The sequence below is a fragment of the Hallerella porci genome (assembly GCF_003148885.1).
GTDB classification, from domain to species: Bacteria; Fibrobacterota; Fibrobacteria; order Fibrobacterales; family Fibrobacteraceae; genus Hallerella; species Hallerella porci.
Window position 1 is genome coordinate 300,592 of record NZ_QGHD01000001.1, and the last position, 19,687, is coordinate 320,278.

Annotated in this window: 21 protein-coding genes and 1 tRNA gene; 8 read left to right on the forward strand and 14 right to left on the reverse strand. The window is 45.7% G+C overall.

Annotated elements, in window-relative coordinates; genetic code table 11:
- Positions 1-49 precede the first annotated feature (49 nt).
- Together B0H50_RS01240 and B0H50_RS01245 are read left to right on the forward strand one after the other, a co-directional pair.
- Complete coding sequence (locus B0H50_RS01240) at positions 50-1,327, forward strand: serine hydroxymethyltransferase (RefSeq protein ID WP_106198082.1); 1,278 nt, start codon at positions 50-52, stop codon at positions 1,325-1,327.
- 74 nt (positions 1,328-1,401) lie between these two features.
- A complete protein-coding gene (locus tag B0H50_RS01245; RefSeq protein WP_109587113.1) occupies positions 1,402-1,557 on the forward strand; it encodes a helix-turn-helix domain-containing protein in 156 nt (51 codons plus the stop codon).
- A 1-nt stretch (position 1,558) separates the two neighbouring features.
- On the opposite strand, the gene B0H50_RS01250 is transcribed toward B0H50_RS01245, so the two are convergent.
- The 11 genes from B0H50_RS01250 to B0H50_RS01290 all read right to left on the reverse strand — a co-directional run bounded on the left by B0H50_RS01250 (position 1,559) and on the right by B0H50_RS01290 (position 11,003).
- Entirely contained in the window at positions 1,559-2,299 is a 741-nt protein-coding gene (locus B0H50_RS01250) for an amidohydrolase family protein (RefSeq protein ID WP_106198083.1), read from the reverse strand.
- Positions 2,300-2,340: 41 nt separating this feature from the next.
- Complete coding sequence (locus B0H50_RS01255) at positions 2,341-3,579, reverse strand: radical SAM/SPASM domain-containing protein (protein WP_146193650.1); 1,239 nt, start codon at positions 3,577-3,579, stop codon at positions 2,341-2,343.
- Positions 3,580-3,810: 231 nt separating this feature from the next.
- A complete protein-coding gene (locus tag B0H50_RS01260; RefSeq protein ID WP_158275868.1) occupies positions 3,811-4,737 on the reverse strand; it encodes an FRG domain-containing protein in 927 nt (308 codons plus the stop codon).
- Positions 4,738-4,813: 76 nt separating this feature from the next.
- Positions 4,814-4,969 (reverse strand): hypothetical protein, encoded by a 156-nt coding sequence (locus B0H50_RS13245; RefSeq protein WP_158256440.1) that lies wholly within the window; start codon positions 4,967-4,969, stop codon positions 4,814-4,816.
- A gap of 69 nt (positions 4,970-5,038) precedes the next feature.
- The gene (locus B0H50_RS13770) at positions 5,039-5,173 is read right to left on the reverse strand and encodes a hypothetical protein (RefSeq protein WP_269843919.1); all 135 of its coding nucleotides are present in this window, start codon (positions 5,171-5,173) and stop codon (positions 5,039-5,041) included.
- Positions 5,174-5,568: 395 nt separating this feature from the next.
- Positions 5,569-6,222, reverse strand: coding sequence for a ribonuclease domain-containing protein (locus B0H50_RS01265; protein WP_106198086.1), 654 nt, complete (start codon positions 6,220-6,222; stop codon positions 5,569-5,571).
- 124 nt (positions 6,223-6,346) lie between these two features.
- A tRNA-Met gene (locus tag B0H50_RS01270) sits at positions 6,347-6,420 on the reverse strand.
- A gap of 85 nt (positions 6,421-6,505) precedes the next feature.
- Positions 6,506-7,663, reverse strand: a complete 1,158-nt coding sequence (pgsA, locus tag B0H50_RS01275; protein ID WP_106198087.1) for a CDP-diacylglycerol--glycerol-3-phosphate 3-phosphatidyltransferase — start codon at positions 7,661-7,663, stop codon at positions 6,506-6,508.
- Positions 7,653-9,314 (reverse strand): DNA repair protein RecN, encoded by a 1,662-nt coding sequence (gene recN / locus B0H50_RS01280; RefSeq protein ID WP_106198088.1) that lies wholly within the window; start codon positions 9,312-9,314, stop codon positions 7,653-7,655. The genes pgsA and recN overlap by 11 nt, the downstream gene beginning before the upstream one ends.
- Before the next feature lie 11 nt (positions 9,315-9,325).
- Positions 9,326-10,084, reverse strand: a complete 759-nt coding sequence (trmB, locus tag B0H50_RS01285; protein WP_109587116.1) for a tRNA (guanine(46)-N(7))-methyltransferase TrmB — start codon at positions 10,082-10,084, stop codon at positions 9,326-9,328.
- A 7-nt stretch (positions 10,085-10,091) separates the two neighbouring features.
- The gene (locus B0H50_RS01290; RefSeq protein ID WP_106198090.1) at positions 10,092-11,003 is read right to left on the reverse strand and encodes an MBL fold metallo-hydrolase; all 912 of its coding nucleotides are present in this window, start codon (positions 11,001-11,003) and stop codon (positions 10,092-10,094) included.
- A 119-nt stretch (positions 11,004-11,122) separates the two neighbouring features.
- Between B0H50_RS01290 and B0H50_RS01295 the strand changes: the two genes are divergently transcribed.
- From B0H50_RS01295 to B0H50_RS01315, 5 genes are all read left to right on the forward strand, one after another.
- Positions 11,123-11,443, forward strand: coding sequence for a cupin domain-containing protein (locus B0H50_RS01295; protein WP_106198091.1), 321 nt, complete (start codon positions 11,123-11,125; stop codon positions 11,441-11,443).
- 119 nt (positions 11,444-11,562) lie between these two features.
- A complete protein-coding gene (locus tag B0H50_RS01300) occupies positions 11,563-11,769 on the forward strand; it encodes a hypothetical protein (RefSeq protein ID WP_106198156.1) in 207 nt (68 codons plus the stop codon).
- 61 nt (positions 11,770-11,830) lie between these two features.
- The gene (locus tag B0H50_RS01305; protein ID WP_407717312.1) at positions 11,831-13,405 is read left to right on the forward strand and encodes a peptide chain release factor 3; all 1,575 of its coding nucleotides are present in this window, start codon (positions 11,831-11,833) and stop codon (positions 13,403-13,405) included.
- 48 nt (positions 13,406-13,453) lie between these two features.
- A complete protein-coding gene (locus B0H50_RS01310; RefSeq protein ID WP_106198093.1) occupies positions 13,454-14,749 on the forward strand; it encodes a CapA family protein in 1,296 nt (431 codons plus the stop codon).
- Positions 14,750-14,759: 10 nt separating this feature from the next.
- Positions 14,760-15,878, forward strand: a complete 1,119-nt coding sequence (locus tag B0H50_RS01315; protein ID WP_109587117.1) for a CobW family GTP-binding protein — start codon at positions 14,760-14,762, stop codon at positions 15,876-15,878.
- Between the two features lie 94 nt (positions 15,879-15,972).
- On the opposite strand, the gene B0H50_RS01320 is transcribed toward B0H50_RS01315, so the two are convergent.
- The gene (locus tag B0H50_RS01320; protein WP_233244455.1) at positions 15,973-17,460 is read right to left on the reverse strand and encodes a leucyl aminopeptidase family protein; all 1,488 of its coding nucleotides are present in this window, start codon (positions 17,458-17,460) and stop codon (positions 15,973-15,975) included.
- A gap of 91 nt (positions 17,461-17,551) precedes the next feature.
- Complete coding sequence (locus B0H50_RS01325; RefSeq protein WP_109587118.1) at positions 17,552-17,932, reverse strand: hypothetical protein; 381 nt, start codon at positions 17,930-17,932, stop codon at positions 17,552-17,554.
- Positions 17,933-17,995: 63 nt separating this feature from the next.
- On the opposite strand from B0H50_RS01325, the gene B0H50_RS01330 reads away from it, so the two are divergent.
- Positions 17,996-18,415 carry a hypothetical protein gene (locus B0H50_RS01330; RefSeq protein ID WP_106198096.1) on the forward strand — a complete coding sequence of 140 codons (420 nt, stop codon included), beginning with the start codon at positions 17,996-17,998 and terminating at the stop codon, positions 18,413-18,415.
- A 54-nt stretch (positions 18,416-18,469) separates the two neighbouring features.
- Here the strand turns inward: B0H50_RS01330 and B0H50_RS01335 are convergent, their stop codons facing one another.
- Positions 18,470-19,687: an SUMF1/EgtB/PvdO family nonheme iron enzyme gene (locus B0H50_RS01335; RefSeq protein ID WP_106198097.1), complete on the reverse strand. Its 1,218-nt coding sequence runs from the start codon at positions 19,685-19,687 to the stop codon at positions 18,470-18,472.

Sequence of the window (19,687 nt, forward strand, 5' to 3'; positions counted from 1 at the left end):
GACAAGAAATTTCTATGTTTGGAGCACCCTTTTCAAGGAGTTCACAATTATGATGACTTTGCAGCAAGAAGATCCGGCAATCTACGACCTGATTCAGGAAGAAGCAGAACGCCAGGAATACGGAATCGAACTCATCGCTTCCGAAAACTACACCTCTAAAGCGGTAATGGAAGCCATGGGTTCTGTCCTTACCAACAAGTATAGCGAAGGCTATATCGGTAAGCGTTACTACGGCGGTAACCAAGTCATCGATAAAATTGAAAAGATTGCTATCGATCGCTGCAAAGAACTTTTCGGTTGCGATCACGTGAACGTGCAACCGCTTTCGGGTTCGCCGGCAAATGCTGCGGTTTATTTCGCAGTGCTCAAACCGGGCGACAAGGTTCTCGGCTTAAAGCTCGACCATGGTGGACATCTTTCTCACGGTCATCCGGTGAATTTCTCCGGCATGCTTTACAACTTTGTTCAATACGAAGTCGATAAAGAAACCGGTCGCATCGATATGGATAAGGTCCGCGAAATCGCTCTCCGCGAAAAGCCGAAGATGATTCTCGCTGGCTTCTCGGCTTATAGCCGCAACCTCGATTGGAAGCGCTTCAAAGAAATCGCAGACGAAGTCGGCGCTCTCACGATGGCTGATATTTCTCACATCGCAGGTCTTATCGCGGGCAAGGCAATCGAATCTCCGATTCCTTACTTCGATATCGTCACAACGACAACGCACAAGACTCTCCGAGGTCCGCGTTCTGCTATCATCATGTGCAAAGACAAGATGATTAAGAAAATGGTGAAGGGCGAACTCAAAGAAGTTTCTCTTCCGAAAGAAATCGACAAGGGCGTCTTCCCGGGAATGCAAGGTGGTCCGCACGATCACATTACCGCAGGCAAGGCGGTGGCATTTGGCGAAGCTCTTAAGCCAGAATTCCAGACCTACGCAAAGAATGTCATCAAGAATATGCAGGCGATGGCCGATGAATTGATGAAGCGCGGTTACAAGATTATTTCGGATGGTACCGATAACCACTTGGTCGTTATCGATATGACTTCGAAGAATGTTTCGGGTAAAGAAGCCGAAGTTGCCCTCGAAAAAGTGGGCATTTCGACGAGCCGTTCAACGATTCCGTTCGATCCGCGTAAGCCGATGGATCCGTCCGGACTCCGCGTGGGCACCGCTGCTATTACCACTCGTGGCTTTGACGAAAACGATTCTCGCACCGTTGCCGACATTATGGATCGCACGATTCAGAATAAGGATAACGACGAAGCGCTCAAGTCCATTCGCCAAGAAATCGTGGAACTTTGCAAAAAGCATCCGCTTTACAAGTAAGCGAAAATTTGTAGCAGAAAAACACCCGCGATTGATGTGAACCCCGAAAGTTGGACTCAACTTCCGGGGTTTTTATGTATAAGAAACACACTGAAGAAGAATGGATGCTGGCTTTCAAGCTCATCAAACAGCGTCATCCAATTTCAGCAATTGCCAAAATTACAGGCATTTCTCGCATCGCTTCGGTTAAACTCGACGACGCTGTTGCTCTCGAATTGCACAAGCAATAATTCATTTTTCTAAAAACACTTTCACCGCGTTTTCCCATGCGATTTGCCTCCAGTTTTCGCCCGCAATTTTTTTCGAAGAGTGAATGCGGGAACGTAAGTGGCGGGGGAGGGAACTTTTTAAATGGCGGCCGGGGATCGGCGTGTCTGTGCCAAATAAAATACGATTTGAGAATCCGAGTTCAATTAAAATTTTTAAATGCATGAGCGGCATAAATGCGGTATCCACGAAAGCGTTCGGACAATTTTTGAGCATGAAAATGGTCTGGTCTAGCGGGCGGCCATGCGCTAGTATTACAGGAACATTGATAAAGGATTCGCAGATTTTTTGGTACGCGCCCGCAAAACATTGGTCGTATTCGCCCGTGTGCAATAGAATTGGAATTTTTCGCTCCTGCGCAATGCAAAAAACTCGCTGCAAGGCTTTGCCAAAGGGCTCCCACTTTTCAGAGACGCCGTGGACTTTGAAACCGCAAATTCGTTTGTCCAAATAAAGCGACAAGTCCTTTGAATTTTCTAGCATCGAGTGCGTTATCCAAAGCAGTGCGTGCGCGCGCCCGTTCGAAAGCTCGTGCATCGCGGTGCGCTCTTCCTTTAAAAATGCGGGGTCGTCACACACGACCGCCGACGTTGAAGAATACGCAAAATGACGGATGCCTGCAAGCTTGAGCGTGCGCAAGATTCGCGGCGGCGTGTAATAGTCGTCAAAGTACTGCCCAAAGTGAACATGTGAATCAAAAATCATAAAAGAAAACTCCGATTTTGTTAGAACCGGAGTTTGTGAATTTATTTGGGAGCTCGCATTTTCGCTTTCGCTTCTTCGACGAGTTTTCGGTTTAAATGCGATGCCTTGCAGAAATGCGGTGCGACCTTCAAGTAGTCGCCCGCGGATTCGTTAAAGTTTCGCACGAGGCAAGGCGCGCAGAATTGCCTGTCTTCGCAATCGTAACATTGCGGGATGGCCGACTTGGTTAATGCGCGCAGTTTGTTTAACTGTGGCGACTTTTCCCAAATGTCCTTGATTGGCTGCTCGCGCACGTTGCCGCACGGCATGCCTTGCCAGCCCGAGCACGGATAAACGATACCATCCGAAGCGATGCACAAGTTGTCGAGCCCCACGCCGCAGAATTTTTGCTTGCCCCATTCTTCGCGGCTCATGGGCGGCACCGGCGTGTCGGTAAAATCCAGGTAATCCTTGTCGAACTGGATGATTTCCTTGAGCAGTTCCTCGGTTTCTTCCATCGTCAGGCGTTCGCTAAGGTTGTCCGTTGTAAAGTCGTAGCGCGCCATCATCACGAAGTCGGTTTGCGCCTTGCAATTCCTGTCGTAGGCAAATTTTAAAACATCCTTGTACGTTTTGTAGTTTGTGTGCATTACGGGGCAGCTGATTTGCACCGGCAAGCTCGCGGCAATCAAAGCGTCGATCGAAGCCTTTGTCTTTTCACAGCTGCCCGGGAGCTGCGTAATGTGGTCGTGCTCTTCGGGGTAAACGCTGTAAAGCGAAGTTTGGATCATGCTCGGGTTCGTTTCTTTTAAAACCTCGATCATGTGCGGCGTCAAAAGCGTAATGTTCGAAAGCTCATTGAACGAAAAATCGAGCTCGCGCGCCTTGCGCAAAATCTTTTCGGCATCGGGGTGGCAAAAGAATTCACCGCCCGAAAGCGTCAAGTTCAGCGTTCCCAATTCGTGAAGCTGTTCCAAAATGTTTTCAATCACTTCGTAAGGCAAAATCACATTCTTGAATTTGTGCGGAATGTAGCAGTGGATGCAGCGCTCGTTGCAGCGGTTTGTCGTTTCGATTTGGCACGCGTGAACTGCGGGATTCTGAATGTATTCCTGTCCTAAGACTTCTTGCGTATCGCCGTATGTTTTCTGGTCGTCAGGATTTTGCTGCGCGTTGTAGGTAAAGAGCGTTTTCGGATTTTCGCTATACGAAAAATGCGTATCCTGTTGCGCACAAAGTTCTGCTGATTCCGCTGCAATCAAGTAGCGGTCTTGCGCAAGCGAATCCAGAAATTCGCGCATGTCGTTTTGAATATCCGCAGGCGACACATCTTCGAAAGCACGCTTTTTTGCACAAACTCTCTAAACTTTGAGGCTCGCGCGAAAGGGTAAGCAAAAACGCCTTGCCCGATTCGGTGTAAGTGCGGTCGTGCTTTGTCAGCTGGCTATAAATGTAGCCGTAGTCGCCAATGGAGCGAACAAAGGCATCGCGAGATAAACGGTAATACATGAGTGTCTCCTTTAAAGTAAGTATTAGGAATGGGGTTCGGATAAAAATTTGGTGTATAGTTTTTTGCCCCAATCGTCTGTAGATAAACCAAGAGTTTCTGTTGTATAACTGCGACTAGATAAGTAGGCTTTTAATTGCGGCAAAACGGATTTGTGAATATCGAGACAGTGAATTTTGGGTAAAATCAAATCATCAGTTTCTGGAAGTTCTGCAAGACTTTTTGCGCTTGAAGAAAAGCGCTTGTCCAACGAATTTAAAGGATCACTGCTGTAAATAAAAAGTCCAGATTGTAAATTTGACCGACGATTTTCAATATGCATTAATTTGTCTTCACCATGTCTCATTAAAATGATAGGAAGATTTCCCCAAGTTTTATATTGCGTTGCAGACTTTAAATCTGATCCAGGAACACTGCCCCAATCTTCTCTTATTTGTTCAAGTTGAGCATTTGCATCTTCTAAGGTACGATTGATATCTGTTAAATCATTTTCCGGTGTTTCAGCCCCTCGTCCCTTTTCCACCCAATAAATTGAAAAGAACGATTCAATTTCGTCTGAAATTTTCCTATGGCAGAAATCATTGCCTAACGAAGCAAAATATAAAGCAACTAGATAATCCGAAGTCCAATCAATAAAAGGCGTTGGCGCTCCATAATGTTGAAGAGTGCTGAAAATGCTGATATCGGTGATTAGTTTGCAATAATTCTTAAGAATCGGCTGATAGTTTGCATAGGCGTAATTTAACAAAGCCTCTGCAAAATTCTGGTACGAGCCAAAACGATGGTGCAATTCTTTTTCTATCCATTCGCGTTGCATCGAAGAATAAATTTTCCAAGTGCTTTCGGCTTGGCCGCGAAAATAGATGCCTTCTTTTTGAACTGAGGCAAGTTTTTGAAGAGCATCGCTGAGTGAAAATGCTTGACTGTACTGGTATGCAACGGACTTTTGCATTGTGAATGAAAATGTTTCTAGCTGCATAAAAATCTCTAAATGCTAAAAAAGGAGAAATCCCAAAGGGGATTATTTTTTAATCTTTAACCTGTTTGGCTATTTCGAGCAACTTGCCCAAAATGTCATACTCACTCTTTGCCTTTTGCAAAACTTCTTGGTCTTTAGAAGTTAGGGAATAGTTAGGATTGCTTTTTATTTTGTCGGACAATTCAAAATAGGGATTCTTTGGCATAGTATTTCCTTTATAAAAAAATGAAAAAGGACATACCCCTTAACAGGGGCATATCCTTCTCGTTAATGATTACTGAGCGCGATCGCACTTACGGCACACGAATTCAGCGCCATAATCTTCCACAGGGCAACCAGCGGCGAAGCTGCCGGTCGGGTTGTTCTTTGCAATCATCTGAGGCTTCTTGTAAGCGATTTTCTTTTTCATTGTTTTACCTATTCGGTTTTGCTCCAAGGGGTTGTAGGCGGTAACCAGAGCACTTTACTGCCTATCGAAACGGACGTTTCATGCCGCTTGCGCGGGCATTTTGTAATATAAGAAAAAAAAAAGATTTGTCTAAAAATTTTGAAATTTATTTTGCAATGATTTTTGCTGTAAAATCGTTAAATGTTTTCAAAATGTTGCCGTAGGGACGAAATCATCAGGCGAGGCTTTCGTAGAAAAGTCAAAAAATTTTAAGCAAAACCGCAGAAATGCGCGGCGAAATCGCGCGTTTTGAATTTAGTGTCAAAGATATTTCATTTTAATTTTTCCATAAAAAAATAACCGCATTCGCGGTTAGATTTTTCATTTTGTCTTGATTGTCAATCGAACTGTTTGCGTTATTTTTCAAATTCCATTTTGGTGAAAGTTTCGTAATGGTCGCTCGTAAAGTAAATGTTGCAATTTTCGGAATAAACTAAGCGGTTTGTGCCGCGATTTTGCGCGTAGTAATCGGTATCGGCTTCGCGGTAATCGAATGCGGTCGGGAGAAGTTTTTCGCGGTTGGTGAAAATGTCGCCGCCGATCATTTTGTGGAAGGTTGTCCATGGATTAAAATTCCACTTTGAAAATTTTTTCCCAGTCGTTTCGATATAAAGTAATTGACCTTCGGATTTGTTAATATAATTGCTGGGCAATTTATCGAATTTGCAAAGATAAGCGGCGACGGAATCTTTCGTCGTATAAATGCCGGATTCTTGAACGGCTTGATAAATCAAAGTTGCGCTGCTAGAAATTTGAATTTCTGCGGAAGAGGAACTTTTTAACGAATTGGAGGAATCAATTTTTGGGGAAGAGCTAGATTTTTCATTTGAGTTTTCGCTGCTAGAGATTTGAATTTCTGCAGAAGAGGAACTTTTTAACGAATTGGACGAAGTAATTTTTCGGGACGAACTGGATTCGTCTTCCGAATTGCTGACCGAAACGGTCGGGGTGGAGCAGGCGACAAAGGAAAAGGCAAAAGCTAGAAAAAGGGCGAATTTTAAGGATTTCATGTTGACTCCAAAATTTTTATAAATGTAATAAAAAAACAGCTTTTTCTTAAAAATGTAAAATAATTGCCTAAATTCGGAATTCCTTCCACAAAAAAAGACCCGGATTTTATCCGAGTCTTTTTAGTAGCGGGGGCAGGACTTGAACGCTGCGACCTTTGGGTTATGAGCCCAACGAGCTACCAACTGCTCCACCCCGCGTCGAGGTGTGTACCGTTTCCAGTACAGCACCATATATAGTAATTTTGAATTTACTTGGCAAGGGGAACTGCGAAAATTTCGCCGTTTAGACGTATTTTTTTAGAATATGCTGCGACGATACAAAGTAATCGATGCCGCTCCCGAGTGTGATTGCGGTAATGACTCCCATCACAATTGTCGGGAAAATTTCCCAAACGGATTTGAAGCCTTCGATTTGTTGAATCGGATCTAATGCGCCGACGAGAATTGCAACGATGCCAATTCCTTGTAGCGCGGTTTTCCATTTTCCGCTGCGGCGCGCAGGCATAATCAAGCCTTCGGCGGCTGCTAAAGTGCGGAGAGTTTCAACGCTTGCTTCGCGGAAGTAGATGATGGCGACCATCCAAACGGGCGCATAACCGGTCGCGATAAAGCACATGAAAATCGTCATGTTCGAAATTTTATCGCTGAACGGATCCAAGTATTTGCCGAGTGTCGAAACTTCGCCCCATTTGCGGGCGAGATGACCATCCAAATAATCGGTGAGCATAAAGCCCAAGACCATGACCAAAGCGAGAACTTTGAAAACGAGATGATTATTCGTATAATTCAAATCGTTGTCGTAAAAGAATACCCAAAGGAAAAATGGCGTGAGCACAATGCGCGTCATCGTCAGCTGGCTTGCAATGGAAAGCGGCTTTCTGTGGGCGGGGTCGCGGTAAAACCAATAAAGGTAAGACGCTGAAGAGGCGCCCATTAAAAGAATGCTTGCGACGACGCAAATCTGCTGAAAACGATCGAGATTTAAAATGTAAACGAGCATCGTAATGTTAATCGAAATCGCTGCGATTTTTGACCAAACATGACGACCGGGAAGCTTTTTCCCTTCGCGGAGAACGCTGAGAGAAAATAGCGAATGCGCAATCAAACGAATGAGTAAACAGCCGCATCCGACGGCGAGTAAAATTTCAAAATCCGAATCTTTAATATAATTGCGGACGAGAATACTCGACATCACGGTGACCGAGAGAACGCCTTCGATGACGTTAAGCCATAATTGATAATAAGGTTCTTCGAGTTCTTGGGCGCGGAGCTGCCAACTGCTAAGCCATGTAATAATCATTACAATTGCGGTGAGCATCGCAGCGCAGTAGCTGTGTTCTGTCCAAATGGAAGCGATTAGCGGCACGAATAAAGCGGCACGGAAAATTCTCCAAACGCGTCCTCGCATCCGGATGTTTTTCAGTTTTTCTCTAAGTGGCATGGGCATCCTCTAACAATTCTTTGGCGTGGGCGAGCGATGTTTCGGATTTTGCATCTCCGAGCATGCGCGCAATTTCCACGATTCTCTCGGAATATGATAGCAATTTCACATTCGAAACAGTACGGCCTTCGCCATTTTCGTGCTTTTCGACGGCAAGATGTGAGGTCGCGCGGCAGGCGACTTGCTGCAAATGCGTAATCGCAAGCACTTGATGAAAGCGTCCGATATTTTTTAAGGCATCGCCGACATTATTTCCGACTTCGCCGCTAATTCCCGAATCGACTTCGTCAAAAACCAAAACGGGGACGCGGTCTTTTTCGGCCATCACCGATTTGAAAGCCAAGAGAACGCGAGAAAGTTCACCGCCCGAAACGGCGATGCGGAGCGGTTTTTGGCCTTCGCCAAAGTTCGGCGCAATGCAAAATTCGATGCGGTCTTTTCCGGTTTGCGAAAACGCTTCTTCCGAAATGGCGGTTACAAATTGCGCTTTGGGCATCCCGAGTGAATGCAGCACTTCTTCGACTTTTTTGTCGAGAGTTTCTTTGGCCGCTTTCCGTTTCTCGCTTAATTTATCGGCGAGTTCGCGTAAACTTTCTTCGGCTTTACGAATATTTTTTTGAATTTCTGCGAGGTCGGCGTCTAAATTTTCGAGGCTTTCCAATTCTTGTTTGCGCTTGGCGAGGAGTGCGATAAGTCCCGCTTCGTCGGTGCGGTATTTGCGTTTTAACCGCTGAATTTGTGCGAGGCGAGAGTTGGCGCGGTCAAGGGCAACGGGATCTATGTCCGCGGAATTTTCCACTTTTTGAAGAGATTCTTCGATGTAAGAAAGCGCATCGTATGCATCGCCCAAATGCTTGAGCCATTCTTCCATCTCGGGGAGTTTTGACGCAAATTGTCGCGTTTTCGATTGGAAGGTTTGAAGCTGCGCCATGAGTCCGCGCTCGCCGTCAAAAGTATTCCGCAATTCTTGAACCGCGTGCATTTTCGCTTCGAATTTGGAAGCGGATTCTGTTTTTTCTTCGAGTTCTGCTTCTTCGCCCGCGCGGAGAGATGCTTTTTCAAGTTCGTTCTTTTGAAAAGAAAGAAACTCTTTTTGTTCCGCTAAATTGCGGGCGTTTTCTTCGGTCTTTTTTAACGATTCTTTGAGCGCAGTCCACTCGGAAAATTTCTTTGCATACGCGGCGATTTCATTTTTCGTTTCCGCATATTCGTCGAGCAAATTCAACTGTGTCCGCAAATCGCGAAGCAAAAGTTGATCGCTTTGCCCGTGCATTTGCACCAAAGTTTCACCGAGTTCTTCGAGAGTCGCGTGGTTGACCACAGTTCCGTTGACGCGGGCGCGGGATTTTCCGCCGGCGAGAATTTCTCGCTGAATCACGACTTCGTCATCGGCATCGATTTCTTGCGACGCTAAAATGCGCTTCGCTTCTTCGTTTGTCGAAATGTCGAAAGTCGCTTCGACAGTCGCTTTGGATTCTCCGCTGCGAATCATCGCTTGCGAAACTTTTCCGCCGACGACTGCGCGAAGAGAATTCATAAAAACCGATTTTCCGGCGCCGGTTTCCCCGGTAATTGCCGAAAATCCCGTTCCAAAAGGAACGCTACTTTCTTGAATCAATGCAAAATTACGGATGGAGAGCTGTTTCAGCATAATTTCCGTTTCTATTCGGCCTTGTCAAATTCAATGATACTACGATAGATCGGGCGGCCTTCTTCCCGATACTTTTTTTCAAAATTCGTCATAATGCCTTCGGTTGGGGAGGCTGTATTTCGCACGATGACTTTTGCGCTCGGAAAGCGATCAAAAGTTTCGAGGGCGACTTCGTTATATTCTTTGTGGTCGGTGCCCCAGTAGAAAAGGCGTTTTCCCGGTTTGAGAACGCGGGCCACTTCCGTCAAAAATTCATCGCGGAGAAGGCGGTTCTTATGGTGGCGTTCTTTTGGCCACGGATCCGGAAAATACATGTGGAATGCGTCAACGGTATTGCTTTGAACGCGGTCGCGCAAAAAGTAAAAGACATCGCCGCGGAGCATCGCGGTATTTTCGTCTAAATGATTTCGCATTTCGCGGCTAGCGGCGTAACGCGCCCAAGTCAAATCCCATTCGCTTCCGAGAATGAAAATCTCCGGATGCTTTTTTCCGTATTCGACGAGGAATCCGCCTTTGCCCGAACCGATTTCAATTTCGATATGTCCTTGATGATTTGGAAAAATTTCTTTCCAATCGAGCGGATGCTTGTCGGGTTGATTATCGGGAGTTTGAATCGGCTTCCGCGTCCCCGGAATATGCCGGTGAACAAAATGCCACATGCAAGGATATTCTTTGTCGCGGTTTAAATCGCGGAAAAATTCGGGAACGACGACTTCTTTCTTCGGAGAAGTTTCTGTGATTTGTTCTGGAGTTTGCAATTCTTCGTTCATGTTCACCTTAAATAAATGCGATGATTTTTTCGCGGAATTCTTCGGGAATTTTATTTTGAATCGATTCCAAAATATGTTCAGCGGAATATTTCATCGAAAAATGATTGAGCACGATGAATTTGCATTTCATCGTTTCTTTGTGGGCGTTAAGCGCATTCACAATCGCAGAAATATGCGTGTGCCCTTTTTTCTGCGCCATTTCTTCTTCGTCGTCATCGACGAAAGTGCATTCCGAAACCAAAACTTCGGAATCCCAAATCGCGTTTAATGCGGGATCGTTCAAATTTTCGCCGAGGCTATCGCCCATAAAAGTGATGAGCGGATCAAAAACTTCGCGGGTAATGTTTACACCGTCCGCGCGGAGTTTGATAATTTCGGCAGGTTCAAGCCCGAGAAATTCTTCTTTGAGTTTGTTCTTGTGATTGTAAAGGGTGACGCCCATCGATGGGAGAAAATGTTTCCCGACTTGAGCGTGCTTCACCGGAAAAGCTTCGAGCATTAAATCTTTGCGATAGGCGAGAGTCACTTTTTCGCCCGCTTCCATCGGAACAATTTTCGGCAGTTTAAATCGCGCTTCGGGGACGCCTTCGAACATCGCTTCGGAATGAATCCATTCTTCGGCGCTTTTGACCAAATCTTTCGGAATGTAATAGACCGAGGGGCGTTCGACTCCCATCATCCGGCGGAGACTGTGATGGCGCATTAAACAACGGCTGTGATCACCGTGTGCGTGAGTCAAAAAAACGTGATTGATGCCGATCGCCGAAACGGGGCATTCTCCCATATCGACGCAGAAATCAAGTTCTGGCAGTTGCAGATAAGTGGCAAGTCCCGAAACAGAAAAGCCGCAAAGGCGAACTTTACCCGCATGAAGACGAACTTGGCGAAGAGCATTGTGCAGAGATTTGTTTTCTTGCATTTCGCGCCAAATAATAGAAAAAATAAATTCCGTCTAAGCGGGAATTATTTGGGCAGAGAAAAATATCTCCGCATTTCGCACAAAGGAATTATATTACGGTAAAACAGCTTGGAGGTTTTATGCTAATCGATTTTCGGCAGATTCCGGAAATGCGCGGTCCAGGAATGAATCACGGATCGGGTGAAATGTCTGCGCAGGTTTTTGATGCACCCGAAGGAAAATTTGTTATCGTTCGGATTCATCCTTATGGTTCCATCGGATTGCACGAACAGAAAGGAAATGATATCAATTATGTGATTTCGGGAACGGGCAAAGCTTATGTCGATGGCGTCGAAGAAATTCTTTCGCCGGGCTGCTGTCATATTTGCCCCAAAGGTTCGCAGCATAAAATTGTGAACACGGGAATTGACGACTTGGTTTTATTTACCGCTGTCGTTTAAATTGACGAGGAAATGCGTCAAATTTCTTGCTTTTCTTCGCAAAAAAATTTACTTTTGACCTTGCGCCCCGTTTTTGGGGAAAATTTTTCATGTTTCACTCTTTCAAGGAGTCTTCATTTATGCGCGATCTTCTCGATAAATTGCTGAAGATGGGTTATTCGGTTCTTTTTTCTATGGAAGGCGGCTTTCCGGTGATTCGCATTATCCAAGGAACAGATGCATCGCATGCGGTAAAAAGTTGCAGCTTAGGCTCGGGCGATTTTCGTTCTTCAGTCGAAGAAACTTTGCAATCGATGATTCTCGATTTAGAGCGTCACGCGGGCTAATTCCTTTTTTCGTTTCCTATTTAATTTATTCTATATTTGGCCTCGTCAACGAACGAGGCTTATTTTGTCTACCCATCCAGAAATCGCGAAACGTCGCACCTTTGCTATAGTCAGCCATCCGGACGCCGGTAAAACAACGATTACCGAAAAGTTTTTGTGGTTCGGAAAAGTTATCCGCGAAGCAGGCCATGTCCGCGCCAAGGCAAATCGCAGTTATACGGTGAGCGACTGGATGAAAATCGAACAAGACCGCGGCATTTCGGTTTCGAGTTCGGTGTTAAATTTCCCATTTGAAGGTTGTTGGTTTAACCTCGTCGATACACCGGGGCACCAAGATTTCTGCGAAGACACTTACCGCGCTTTAACCGCCGTCGATTCGGCTCTCGTTTTAATCGATAGCGTGAACGGCGTCGAAAAGCAAACGATTAAACTCATGGAAGTTTGTCGGATGCGGCACACGCCGATTATCACATTCATCAATAAAATGGATTTGGATGGGCGCCCAGTTCTCGATTTGCTCGATCAAATTGAATCCGTTTTAAAAATCAAAGCGATTCCGTTTACTCTTCCGATTGGCGTCGGAAAACTTTTCAAAGGCGTCTATTCGATTGCGGAAAATACTTTTAACGTTTACGATGAAAAATCGGGACACCAAGAAATTCTCCCGATGTCGGGTCCGGATGATCCGAAACTCGTCGAACTTTGCGGCGAAAATTGGGTGAAGCAATTCCGCGAAGAATACGATATCGTCACCGGCGGCATGGATCCATTTGACCATGAACTTTTCTTAAAAGGGGAAATGTGTCCGGTATTCTTTGGTAGTGCGGTGAATAATTTCGGCGTGCGCCAACTTTTAAACGCTTTCGCAAGTCTTGCGCCAGCTCCGATGCCGCGCGAAACCGATAAGCGCACCGTGAGCCCGGACGAACCGGATTTTAGCGGATTCGTTTTCAAAATTCAAGCGAATATGGACCCGAAGCACCGCGATAGAACGGCGTTTCTCCGCATTTGCTCGGGCGAATTTCAACGCGGCGATAAAGTATTCCACGTGCGCTCGGGAAGAGAAGTGCGCTTAGCGGCGCCGACGGCATTCCTCGCCAAAGATAAAGAAGTCATCGATACCGCTTGGGCGGGCGACATTGTGGGCATTAACGATCCCGGACTTTTCCATATCGGCGATACGCTAACGAAAGGCGAAAAGATGAATTTTTCGGGAATTCCAGATTTTGCGCCCGAATTTTTTGCCCGCGTCACTCTTCTCAATCCGTTAAAATCAAAGCAACTCGCCAAGGGTTTGAAAGAACTTACTGAAGAAGGTGCAACGCAACTTTATCAACCGTTTAAGTCGGCGGTTCCCGTCATCGGCGTCGTCGGGGAATTGCAATTTGACGTGCTCAAATTCCGCTTGCTTTCGGAATATGGCGCAGACGTTTCTCTCGATCGCATTCCTTCTTACGGCGTGCGTTGGATTGTCGGCCCCGCAGCCGATGTCGATAAATTCGTCGACGAAAACGGCATCGATTGCATGCGCGATAAAGAAGAACGCAACGTTTGCCTTTTCCCGAACGAATATCGTTTAAGCCTCGCGATGAAAAATTATCCGAGCTTAAAATTCCAAGAAACTTCGTTAAGTTAATTTCTGCATAGCGACGAAGCCGTGCTCAATTTTCTACATTGCTGTTTGATGAAAAAACGTCAATTTGTGATTTGGAATTTAACTCTGGCTTCGTTCTTTTTCACGTTGGCATTTGTCGCCTGCAGTGGAACGCCAAAAAATCAAGCGGCAATAGATTTGCCCGCAGAAATTCCCGCTCCAAAAGATTCTTCGCAAAATTTATCGGCGGATTCTTCCCCCAAAATAGAAGCGGAAAAGGCGCCGATTCTCTCGGATACTTCGACCGTTTCTTTTTTCGCAATTGGCGATGTGCTTTTTCATACGCCGCTTTTCAAAGCGTGTAAAGAAGATTCGTTAAAATGCAATTTTGATTATGTCTTTGCGCCGTGGAAAGAAGAAATCCAATCGGCGGATATTGCGGCGGTCAATCAAGAAACCGTTTTTGTGCCGCGGAGCGAAGGCTACGCATCGTATCCGAGTTTCGGTTCTCCCGAAGAAGTGGGAATCGCCGAAGCGAATGCGGGATTTGATTTGATTACGCATGCGACGAATCATACAATTGACCGAGGCGCAAGCGCTGTCGATTATACGATTGCATTTTGGAAAAATCAACCGGCGACAGCTCTCGGCATTCATGCAACCGAAGCCGAACGCGATTCGGTTTTTGTCTTAGAAAAAAATGGAATCCGTTTTGCATTCGTGAATTTTACGTATGGATTAAACGGGCAAAAACTCCCCGCAAATCGTCCGTATCTCGTCGATCTTTTGGATTCTGCGGGCGCGTGGAAAGCGCAAGTAGAAAAAGCCGAAGCGCATGGCGACGTGACGATTGCGTTTATGCATTTCGGAACGGAATATACCGAACTTCCGACGAAAGAAGCGATGGCGCAAGCGGAAACGGCAATTGACGCGGGCGCAGATATTCTCGTGTGTGCGCATCCGCATGTGATTGAACCCTTTGGCATTTACACGACGAAAGCGGGAAATTCTGCGCTCGTTTATTGGTCGCTCGGCAATTTCATTTCGAATCAGCAGCAAATTGAAACGAATCTCGGCGGCGTCGCGAAATTCAGCGTGCGAAAAATTCAGACGGGAGAAATTTCTCAATTTGAAATTGCGCAGGCGACATTTGACGCTTCGGTGACGCAACAAGAAGTGGGGAATTATCACGCGGTTCCGCTCGAAGCTTACACGGATTCGATGGCAAATCGGCATTTATTAAAAGCAAAAATTCCAGAACTTTCTCTCGAAAGTTTCCAAAAGGTTTTTGCAAAAACTCTCGGCGAAGCAGAAAAATGCGACACGAAAAATCCCGCAGAAATTTTACCGCTTCGGATTACGAATTTGAGTAAAAAATTGAATTAAGGAGATTCTTATGAAATCGGTTCCTATTACACTTCTCGCAGGCTATCTTGGCGCTGGCAAAACCACCCTTTTAAATCACGTCTTGAATAATCAGCAAGGTTATAAAGTCGCGGTGATTGTCAACGATATCGGCGAAGTGAACATCGACCAAACTCTTATTGAAAAAGGCGGCAACATTCAGCAGAAAGATTCTGTCGTGCCGCTTTCGAACGGGTGTATTTGCTGCACTCTCAAAACGGATTTGCTCGAACAAATTGCGCAGATTTTGGAACAAGGAAAATTCGATTACATTCTTATCGAAGCGAGCGGAATTTGCGAACCGCTTCCGATTGCGCAAACGATTACGCTTATGGGTTCGAAGCTTAAGAGCCGCGACGGAAAACCGCTGCCGTGTCATTTGGACGGAATTATTTCGGTTGTCGATGTGATGCGCCTTGCAACAGAATTTTCGGGCGGCGAAAAACTTCTCGACGAAAATATGGACGAAGAAGATATTGCAAGTCTTTTGGTGCAGCAGATTGAATTCTGCAACACGATTGTGCTCAACAAAGTCGATAGCATCTCGGCAGAAGAATTGAAGCATGTGAAAGCGGTTGTGCGCGCCTTACAGCCCGAAGCCAAAATGATTGAAACGAATTTTGGCAAAGTGGAAATCAAAGATATTTTGGATACGAAGCTTTTTGACTTTAATAAAGTTTCGTCGTCGGCGATGTGGATTCAGCAGCTCAATAATCCCGAAGAAGAGGAAGAGGGCGAATCAGAAGAATACGGCATCGGCACATTTGTTTACAAAGCACGTCGTCCGTTTAACCGCGAAAAGATGGAAGAATTTCTCGACAATTATCCGAATAGCATTATTCGAGCAAAGGGAATTCTTTGGTTTGACGATGACCGCACTTACTCTTACATTTTTGAGCAAGCGGGAAAAGACGCTAGCGCTCGTTGCCTCGGCCGTTGGATTGCTTCGTTAAATAAAGGCGAACAAGAACGCGCTCTCGAAGAAGATCCCGAAGTCAAAGCGATGTGGGACGAAAAATACGGCGACCGCGAAATTCGTTTGGTCTTTATCGGACAACACATGGATAAAAAAGAAATTATTGCGAAGCTCGATTCTTGCCTCGGCGAGTAACTGCGAAATTCGCAAAGAAAACTGCAAAAACCCCGGCGAAGCCGGGGCTTTCATTTTACTCGTTTGAAAAAAGAGAAAATTTCTGCGAAAAAATTTACGCTTCTTCGTCTTTTTCAGAAGGTTCTTTTTCCTCGCTCATTTCCCGCATTATTCCGAGGAGAGTTTGGACGCCGATACCGGTTGCCCCGTAGCGCGTATATTTCCACGGACGTTCTGTGAAAGCGGTTCCAGCAATATCCCAATGCGACCATTTGACATCGTCTGGAATAAATTCTTTGAGGAAAAGGGCCGCGAGAATTGCGCCTGCGCTTTTTCCGATATTCGAAAGATCCGCAAAGTAATCTTTGAGCTCATTAGCGTATTCCGAATCCAAAGGCATTTGCCAGAATTTTTCACAAGCGTTAGCAGAAGCGTTTTTAACGAGGTCTACGAGTTCATCGCTATTGGTAAAGTAACCGGTAATGTAAGGACCGAGTGCGCGGACCATCGCTCCCGTTAACGTTGCCAAATCGATGACGTGAGTTGCGCCATTTTCGACAGCAGCGCAAAGTCCGTCCGAAAGAACGAGGCGGCCTTCGGCATCGGTGTTGTCTACCATAACGGTCTTTCCGTTTTTCGCTTTGAAAATATCGCCCGGAAGGACTGCGCCCGAACCGATGCGGTTTTCAGCTAAGCAAAGATACGCCGAAATTTTCAGAGGAATTTTTAATTCGGCAGCGGCACAAATCGCCGAAAGAACGGCAGCGGCTCCGCTCATATCGCTCTGCATTTCTTTCATGCCCTTCGCGGGTTTTAAAGAAATTCCGCCGGTATCAAAAGTGAGACCTTTTCCGACGAGCGCTAAATGCTTATCGCTTACCGCATCTTTCGGATTGTAAGTGAGCTTGACCATGCAAGGTTCAAAACGGCTGCCCGCACCGACGGTCAAAAGGCCGTTGAATCCGTCTTTCGCTAAAATGCGCGGATTGAGAATGGTAATTGAAAGTCCCGGAACGCGGTGCGCTTCTTGAATCGCTAACTTGGCAAATGCTTCGGGATTTAAATCGCTTCCCGTTGTGTTGACCAAATTTTTGCAGAGGCCAATGTAATGCTGTTCCACAGCGACTTCGGCAGCGATTTTTTCAAAATCTTTGGTGCGCGCATCGGCTTCAATTTCAAAGGTAACGCAAAAATCGATCTTCGGATTGCTCTTGTATTTTTTAAAACTGTAATCGCTGTAATAAAGACCGTGAAGAATGGCTTTGAATTGTTCATCGGCAGCGTCGGCGAGCAAAAGCTTTACCGTTTTATAGTGCTTTTGTTTTGCGCGAAGTCCTAAACGATAACCCGCCATGCGGAGCAAATCTAAAGAATTGAGACCGCATTCTTTGGCTGCGTTCACAAAAATGGTTTTGTGTCCGTCAATTTCGACGATATCCAAATCTTCGGAAACGCCATTACTCATTTCTTCAAGAACTTTTGCGACTTGAAGCTCGGCTTCTTCGCTTAAAACAGAAGAAAATTGGACGGCTTTTTTGACAAAGAAGAGAGCATGGGCTTCGGCAGAATCTGCCACATGTTTTGCAATTTTGAGTTTCATCATAATTTAAAAATAGAAATTTCCGGAATTTTCCGGAAATTTTCTGCATTTTCTCCGAATGGAAAAAATGAAAAAGAAACAAATTTGGAGGGAATTATTTAATGGTATCGGGAACAATCGCAGGAGTCAAACCCTTGAAAATTTCTTCGTATTTTGCGGCATCGATGCGGGAGTAAGTCGAAATAATTGGGCCGAATTGATAAAATGCCGAGTCACCTTTCACGCGCATATAAAACGGCATATCAAGAGAATTCGTTCCGGTGAGAAGAGTGTCGCCTTCGATGTGAGCTTGCAAATCGCCGTTGATATTGCGAATTGTGTAATTGTTTTCGCCCGGATTCGTTTGGAAAACTTCAAAAACCATATCGTCTTCGCCGAGCCAATGTCCGGTGAAAACCGGTTTTGCTTGTTCCGTTTCTTTGCAAGCGATGAAGCATAATGAAATAAGAGCTGAGAGGGCGAGTAGTTTTTTCATAGAAATCTCCAATGCCCTTAAAATAGAAAAATCCGATTTGGAAAAAACTATTTTTGAAAGGCTATGCGATTTTCAGTCATCATTTTGTTTTGTCTTTGCGTTTTTGCGTGGGCGGAATGGAATTCCGAAGATGTGCATCGGCTGTTTATCAAACGGGTGAATTTAAAGCCCGGCGTTTACACAGGAAAATTAGAAAGCGTGATGGATTCGGCGGGGCTTTCTGTGGTCTATGAATATCACCGCCTCCTAGGCGATATGTATCGTCCGACTGTTACGAGTGCAAACGATTTCGGTTCGCATTCGCGTTACTCGAAACATTATCTGAATTTAGCGCTTGATTTTCGCATCAACGATGTGCCGCAAAATAAGCGGGCTATTCTCGTCGAAAACATTAGAAAGTCCCTAGGCAAACGCTTCTTGGTTTTATGGGAAAGTCAAGGCGGGAAAAATGAACACGTGCACGTGGAGTTCATTAGGGATTAAGAATGAAATGGCGCAGTGAAGCCTCCTTAACATTCCTAATTCCTCACTTCTAATTTAATCTGCGTTTTTACAGCAGCGGAATCCAACGAAGTTGTATTGATTTTGCGGATAGAAACTGTATTTGGTGCTAGTGCATTGGCTTTCGTTATGCGTGTCCCAGGCACCGCCGGCGACGAGGAATCGGTTCGGGGCGCTCGCGGGGGTAGCGGTCCATTCCCACAAATTGCCGTTCATATCATACATGCCGTACCAACTGCGGCAAGCTTCTTTGCGGCCGGCGCGTTTGGCGGCTTTGGAACTCGTGTTGCATTTCGATTGGCGATAAGAATTGCCGTAAGAATATTTGGTGCCGTCTTTTCCTTTGCAGGCTGCAGACCATTCGTCAAAGTAACAAAGACGTTTTCCCGCTTGTTCGCAGAGTTGCACCGCTTGATCGTGTGAAACCATATCTTTGACAATTTCGCCCGGTTTATTCGGATATTCGTAAGCATCGACGCAGATAGTTTTGCCGTTTACAGGAACGGGGTAGGCATTTGTTCCGCAGACATTATCGCTCGCCATATCGTAATGGACTTTTTGCCAAGCGGTGCGGTTTCCCGCAGAATCTTCGGCGAAATAATAAACGTCGCCGGTTTTATTATAGCTTACCGCAGCGGTGAGTTCTTGAATATTTGACGTGTCACCGATAGAATAGAATGTTTTGCATTTGTATTCATCGCATTTGACTTTGAGTTGAATCGGTTCGTAGTAACGGCCTTCGGGCGGGAGAATTGTCGCTTGCGGCGGAATGGAATCGCGGTTATTATACGCTTCAATGCTATCGGCTACGGCTTTGGCGTGCGCTTTGAGACTATCTTCTAACGCTTTCTTTTCGCGGGCGATGCTGTCTCGGATTTCGCGGTTCCGCGCTTCGATGCTATCGCGGCGAGCTTTTTCGCGGGCGAGTTCTTCGGGCGATACCGTTTTTTTATTCGCATTGGCGACGCTATCATTATACGCAGCAATGCTATCATTATAGCGGGCGAGGCTATCGGCGGCGAGGGCGACTGCTAAACTATCGTTGTAATTTTTTAAGCTATCGGCGCGGTGCTTTTCATAAGCAGCGATGCTATCGAGAGCGGCATCGCGTTCAGCTTGTAAATCGGCCTTCATACTCGAAAGTTGGCACTGCACCACGAACAATGCTGCCAAAAGAAGAATCATCAAAATGAGAAGAGTCAGATGATACTTGCGTTTTCTTTGTTGTTTGCGTTCATCGATTTTTGGTTGCAT

What these genes read in the sequence shown, in the direction of transcription:
- B0H50_RS01240 (WP_106198082.1), top strand. Translation starts at nt 50, where the DNA reads ATGATGACTTTGCAGCAAGAAGATCCGGCAATCTACGACCTGATTCAG.
- B0H50_RS01245 (WP_109587113.1), top strand. Translation starts at nt 1,402, where the DNA reads ATGTATAAGAAACACACTGAAGAAGAATGGATGCTGGCTTTCAAGCTC.
- B0H50_RS01250 (WP_106198083.1), bottom strand. Translation starts at nt 2,299, where the DNA reads ATGATTTTTGATTCACATGTTCACTTTGGGCAGTACTTTGACGACTAT.
- B0H50_RS01255 (WP_146193650.1), bottom strand. Translation starts at nt 3,579, where the DNA reads ATGCGCGAATTTCTGGATTCGCTTGCGCAAGACCGCTACTTGATTGCA.
- B0H50_RS01260 (WP_158275868.1), bottom strand. Translation starts at nt 4,737, where the DNA reads ATGCAAAAGTCCGTTGCATACCAGTACAGTCAAGCATTTTCACTCAGC.
- B0H50_RS13245 (WP_158256440.1), bottom strand. Translation starts at nt 4,969, where the DNA reads ATGCCAAAGAATCCCTATTTTGAATTGTCCGACAAAATAAAAAGCAAT.
- B0H50_RS13770 (WP_269843919.1), bottom strand. Translation starts at nt 5,173, where the DNA reads ATGAAAAAGAAAATCGCTTACAAGAAGCCTCAGATGATTGCAAAGAAC.
- B0H50_RS01265 (WP_106198086.1), bottom strand. Translation starts at nt 6,222, where the DNA reads ATGAAATCCTTAAAATTCGCCCTTTTTCTAGCTTTTGCCTTTTCCTTT.
- pgsA (WP_106198087.1), bottom strand. Translation starts at nt 7,663, where the DNA reads ATGCCACTTAGAGAAAAACTGAAAAACATCCGGATGCGAGGACGCGTT.
- recN (WP_106198088.1), bottom strand. Translation starts at nt 9,314, where the DNA reads ATGCTGAAACAGCTCTCCATCCGTAATTTTGCATTGATTCAAGAAAGT.
- trmB (WP_109587116.1), bottom strand. Translation starts at nt 10,084, where the DNA reads ATGAACGAAGAATTGCAAACTCCAGAACAAATCACAGAAACTTCTCCG.
- B0H50_RS01290 (WP_106198090.1), bottom strand. Translation starts at nt 11,003, where the DNA reads ATGCAAGAAAACAAATCTCTGCACAATGCTCTTCGCCAAGTTCGTCTT.
- B0H50_RS01295 (WP_106198091.1), top strand. Translation starts at nt 11,123, where the DNA reads ATGCTAATCGATTTTCGGCAGATTCCGGAAATGCGCGGTCCAGGAATG.
- B0H50_RS01300 (WP_106198156.1), top strand. Translation starts at nt 11,563, where the DNA reads ATGCGCGATCTTCTCGATAAATTGCTGAAGATGGGTTATTCGGTTCTT.
- B0H50_RS01310 (WP_106198093.1), top strand. Translation starts at nt 13,454, where the DNA reads ATGAAAAAACGTCAATTTGTGATTTGGAATTTAACTCTGGCTTCGTTC.
- B0H50_RS01315 (WP_109587117.1), top strand. Translation starts at nt 14,760, where the DNA reads ATGAAATCGGTTCCTATTACACTTCTCGCAGGCTATCTTGGCGCTGGC.
- B0H50_RS01320 (WP_233244455.1), bottom strand. Translation starts at nt 17,460, where the DNA reads ATGATGAAACTCAAAATTGCAAAACATGTGGCAGATTCTGCCGAAGCC.
- B0H50_RS01325 (WP_109587118.1), bottom strand. Translation starts at nt 17,932, where the DNA reads ATGAAAAAACTACTCGCCCTCTCAGCTCTTATTTCATTATGCTTCATC.
- B0H50_RS01330 (WP_106198096.1), top strand. Translation starts at nt 17,996, where the DNA reads ATGCGATTTTCAGTCATCATTTTGTTTTGTCTTTGCGTTTTTGCGTGG.
- B0H50_RS01335 (WP_106198097.1), bottom strand. Translation starts at nt 19,687, where the DNA reads ATGCAACCAAAAATCGATGAACGCAAACAACAAAGAAAACGCAAGTAT.